The sequence below is a fragment of the Leucobacter sp. M11 genome, from assembly GCF_035726885.1.
Classification (GTDB): Bacteria; Actinomycetota; Actinomycetes; order Actinomycetales; family Microbacteriaceae; genus JAPFRB01.
In genome coordinates, this window is sequence record NZ_JAPFRB010000002.1 from 307,406 (window position 1) to 312,248 (window position 4,843).

General features: G+C 69.5%; 4 protein-coding genes. All 4 read left to right on the plus strand.

The features are described from left to right. On the plus strand, window positions 1-1,004 hold a 1,004-nt coding region (locus OOT08_RS05725; protein WP_325091619.1), incomplete at its 5' end, for a helicase-associated domain-containing protein. 70 nt (window positions 1,005-1,074) lie between these two features. After that, window positions 1,075-2,706 (plus strand): DNA repair helicase XPB, encoded by a 1,632-nt coding sequence (locus OOT08_RS05730; protein ID WP_325091620.1) that lies wholly within the window; start codon window positions 1,075-1,077, stop codon window positions 2,704-2,706. A gap of 126 nt (window positions 2,707-2,832) precedes the next feature. After that, window positions 2,833-3,525 carry a response regulator transcription factor gene (locus OOT08_RS05735; protein WP_325091621.1) on the plus strand — a complete coding sequence of 231 codons (693 nt, stop codon included), beginning with the start codon at window positions 2,833-2,835 and terminating at the stop codon, window positions 3,523-3,525. An 18-nt stretch (window positions 3,526-3,543) separates the two neighbouring features. Continuing rightward, window positions 3,544-4,843, plus strand: a 1,300-nt coding sequence (locus tag OOT08_RS05740) for a sensor histidine kinase (RefSeq protein WP_325092114.1), incomplete at its 3' end; no start/stop codon positions are given.

Here is a 4,843-nt window from a genome sequence, read left to right on the forward strand (position 1 = left end):
CCGAGGCGGTCTTCCCGTGGTGGTTCCCCCTCGCCGCCCCCGAGACCCGCGCCGGGGTCCTGACCTGCGGCCGCCTCACCGTGCGCGCGGGTCTGTCCGTCGCCGGGCACCTCAGCGAGGCCGGGCGGGTCCTGCGCGACGGCTCCCCCGCGGACGCTCTCGCGCTGGCCCATGCCGCCTTCCCCACGCAGATTGACAAGCTCTATGTGCAGCCGGATCTCAGTGTCATCGCCCCCGGCCCGCTCCGCCCCGGGATTGAGTCCGGGTTGCTCCGCTTCGCCCGCGCCGAGCAGAGCGGGCTCGCCAGCACCTACCGCGTGGATGCCGTCTCCCTGGAGACCGCGCTGAGCCGCGGCCTGAGCGCCGCGGACATCCGGACCTTTCTGACGGAGCACTCGCTGACGGGCATCCCGCAGCCCCTCGACTATCTCATCAGCGACGTCGAGTCCCGGCACGGGAGCATCCGAGTGGCGGAGGCCCCCGCCGCCGAAGGGCTCATCCGCTCGATCGTGCACACCGCCGAGCCCGCCCAGCTCGCGGCGCTGCTCGTGGACAGCGGGCTGCGCCACCTCGGCCTCGCCCAGCTCGATGCGACGAGCGCGACCTCCCGCTTCCGCCCCGAACAGCTCCGCGGCGCGCTTCGCGAGGCCCGCATCCCGGTCGTCCCCGCGGGCGGAGCCGAGGCCGAGGCACCGGCCCCCGCACCCGTTCCGGCTGCCGCCGCCCCGGCGACGGTCCCCGACCCCGCGGCCGAGCTCGTGGATCGGGTGCTGAGCGCCTCCCAGGGCAGCGTCGAATCGGACACGATCGAGCGCACCCTGCAGCTGGCCGTCCGGGACCGCACCCGCCTCCGCGTGACCGTGTCCGCGAGCGGTCAGGAGCGCACCTTCCTCCTGCTGCCCACCGGGCTCAGCAACGGTCGCCTGCGCGGGGTCGACGCCGCCGCCGAGGTCGAGCGCACCCTGCCGCTCGCGCAGATCACCGCGATCGAGCCGCCCAGCTAACGCCGTCGGCGGTCCCGGCACGGCGAACATCGCACCCGACTCCCAGAGGGTGGTCCTAAGCTGAGGAGTTATGGATCTTGGACCCCTCATCGTGCAGAGCGACCGCACCGTCCTCCTCGAGGTCGCGCACCCCGGCTCGGAGGACGCCCGGCACGAGCTGGCCGTCTTCGCGGAGCTGGAGCGCGCCCCGGAGCACGTGCACACCTACCGCATCACCCGGCTCGGGCTCTGGAACGCCCGCGCCGCGGGGCACACGGCGGAGGAGATCATCGCCTCCCTGGACCGGCACGCGAAGTTCCCGGTGCCCTCGTCCGTGAGCACCGATATCGCCGAGACGATGAACCGCTACGGGCGGCTCGTCATCGAACGCGACGCGGAGGGAGCGCTCATCCTGCGTTCCTCCGACCCCGCGGTGCTCCGCGAGGTCAGCTCCGCAAAGAAGATCGCGCCGCTGCTCGGCAACCGGGTCGACGAGCACACCTTCCCCGTGGAGCCCTGGGCCCGGGGGGAACTCAAGCAGGAACTCGTCAAGCGCGGTTGGCCGGCCGAGGACCTCGCCGGGTACACGCCGGGCACCCCGCACGAGATCGGGCTCGTGACCGACGGCTGGGCGCTGCGCGACTACCAGCAGCGGGCCGTGGAAAGCTTCGACCGGGGCTCGGGCGTCGTCGTCCTGCCCTGCGGCGCGGGCAAGACCCTCGTCGGCGCGGGCACGATGGCCGCCGTGCAGACCAACACCCTCATCCTGGTCACCAACGCGGTCTCGGCACGGCAGTGGCGGGACGAGTTGCTGAAGCGCACGACCCTGACCGAGGACGAGATCGGCGAGTATTCGGGGCAGGTCAAGGAGATCAAGCCGGTCACGATCGCGACCTATCAGATTCTGACGAGCAAGCGGAAGGGCGAGTACGCGCACCTCAGCCTGCTCGACGCGCTCGACTGGGGCCTCATCATCTACGACGAGGTCCACCTGCTCCCCGCGCCCGTGTTCAAGCTCACCGCGGATCTGCAGGCGCGCCGCCGCCTCGGCCTGACCGCGACCCTCGTGCGCGAGGACGGCCGGGAGTCCGATGTGTTCAGCCTGATCGGGCCGAAGCGCTACGACGCCCCGTGGAAGGACATCGAGGCGCAGGGCTTCATCTCCCCCGCCGCCTGCTTCGAGGTGCGCATTGACCTGCCCGAGATGGCCCGGCTCGAATACGCGGCCGCGGAAGACGCCGAGCGGTACCGGCTGGCGGCCAGCGCGCCCGAGAAAATCGACATCACGAGCCGAATCATCGCCCGCCACCCCGGCGAGTCCGTGCTCGTCATCGGCCAGTTCATCGATCAGCTGGAGGAGATGGCCGAGGCGCTGGATGCCCCGCTCATCACGGGGCAGACGCCCGTGGACGAGCGGGAGCGGCTCTTCAACGCCTTCCGCTCCGGCGAGGTGCGGGTCCTCGTCGTCTCGAAGGTCGCCAACTTCTCCATCGATCTGCCGGAGGCCTCGGTCGCGGTGCAAATCTCGGGCTCCTACGGTTCCCGCCAAGAGGAAGCGCAGCGGCTCGGCCGCTTGCTCCGCCCGAAGTCGAACGGCCACACGGCCTCCTTTTATACGCTCGTGGCCCGGGACACGGTCGATCAGGACTTCGCGCAGAATCGGCAGCGCTTCCTCGCCGAGCAGGGCTACGCGTACACGATTACGGACGCGACGAGCCTGTAGCGGCGCGAGAAACGCTCCGGGCTGATCGGGGCGCACGGCCCACGCGAGGAGTGACTCCCCGGAGCCGCACACGAGGCCCAAAAAAGTTTTCAGGCAGAACATAGCAAACTGTCAGATAATGGACGTATGAACAAGGGACCACGCATTCTGATCGTCGATGACGAGCCGAGCATTCGCGAGCTCCTCACCACGAGCCTCCGCTTCGCCGGTTTCGGTGTCCGTGCCGTGTCAAACGGTGCGCAAACCATCTCCGCAGTTCTTGAGGAAGAGCCCGATCTGATCGTGCTCGACGTCATGCTGCCCGATATGAACGGCTTCAGCGTCACCAAGCGCCTGCGCTCCGCCGGCTACACCGCCCCCATCCTGTTCCTCACCGCAAAGGACGACACCGAGGACAAGATCATGGGCCTGACCGTGGGCGGCGACGATTACGTCACCAAGCCGTTCAGCCTGGACGAGATCGTCGCCCGGATCAAGGCGATCCTGCGCCGCACCATCCAGGAGGACGAGGACGCGGTCATCACGACCGGCCCCCTCGTGATGGACCAGGACACCCACGAGGTGACGATCGACGGCACCCCCGTCGAGCTGAGCCCGACCGAGTTCAAGCTCCTCCGCTACCTGATGCTCAACCCGAACCGGGTGCTCTCCAAGGCGCAGATCCTCGACCACGTCTGGGAGTACGACTTCAACGGCGACGCCGGGATCGTGGAGTCCTACATCTCCTACCTGCGCCGCAAGCTGGACCAGCACACCGAGGAGTCGCTGATCCACACCAAGCGCGGTTTCGGCTACATGCTGAAAACCGAACAAAAGTAACCGTACCGCGTGGCAACGATGGCCAAGCGTTGGGGAAGCGTCTCCCTTCGTACCAAGATCACCGGGGTGACCGTGTTCATCCTGACGCTTGGCCTCGTTGTCGCCGGAGCGGGCACGCTCTCCTTCCTGCGCCCGCAACTCATCGCGCAGCAGGACACGATCCTGACGCAGTTGCGCGCGGACCCCACCCCCGCGCTCGCCTCCGGGGCGAACACCGCCGGCCTCATCCGCGGCGACGTCCTCTACGCCCCAGAGGGGTACTACGTCGCCATGCTCGACGGCCAGGGCGAGCTCGTCTATGACAACTTCCGGGCGAAGCCAGAGGGCAGCGCCCCGGCGGTCAACGTCGCCGCCGTCGACGTGGTCAGCGGCAACATCTTCTCCCTGCAGAGCCCGAACGGCGAGGAGTGGCACGCGGTCGCCACGCCGGTCACGAGCACCACGGCCGGCCCCCAACCCAGCGGCATCCTGCTCATCGCGCAGTCCACCTCGCTCGTGAACAGCTTCATGGTGCGCTACATCACGATCTTCTCCGGCTTCGGCTTCGCCGTGATCCTGCTCGGGGCCGCCCTGACCCGCATCCTCGTGACGAGCACCTTCGAGCCCCTCGCCGAGGTCGAACGCACAGCGGCCGAAATTGCCAAGGGCGATTTCAGTAAGCGCATCCAGGTGCCAGACGAGGGCACCGAGGTCGGCCACCTCGGCCGCTCCCTGAACACCATGCTCGACCGCATCGATGACGCCTTCGACGATCGCGCGCAGACCATCGAGCAGATGCGGCGCTTCATCGGCGACGCGAGCCACGAACTGCGCACGCCCCTGGTCTCCGTCCGCGGCTATGCCGAGCTGTACCGCATGGGCGCGCTTCAGGAGCCCGAGCAGATCGGGCAGGCGATGGAGCGCATCGAGAAGGAGGCCATCCGAATGGGCTCCCTTGTCGAGGACCTCTTGGCGCTGGCCCGGCTCGACGAGCGGCGCACGATGCAGATGCAGCCCCTGAACCTGATCCCGCTGGCCCGGGACGCCGCGATGGACACGATGGCCCAGGCCCCGGATCGCCTGGTCCGGGTGATCGTGGACCCGAGCGCGCTCACCGCCTCCGGCGACGCCCTGCCGCCCGCCTTTGCCCCCGCGCTGGCGAGCGGCCCGGCCGAGCCGGCCGCCCAGGACGCACCCGCGCCCGACGCGGGCCCCCGGGAACCGGCCGTTCCCGAGCCGGGCGAGGCCACCGCCGCCAGCGAGGCGCGGACGCCGGGGCGGGGTCTGAACCTTCGCGGCGTCGGCAAGCTCGGGAGCAACGGCACCCGATCCTGGACCG

Excerpts from the sequence above, each read along its gene's own strand:
- OOT08_RS05730 (WP_325091620.1), top strand. The coding sequence starts at position 1,075 with ATGGATCTTGGACCCCTCATCGTGCAGAGCGACCGCACCGTCCTCCTC.
- OOT08_RS05735 (WP_325091621.1), top strand. The coding sequence starts at position 2,833 with ATGAACAAGGGACCACGCATTCTGATCGTCGATGACGAGCCGAGCATT.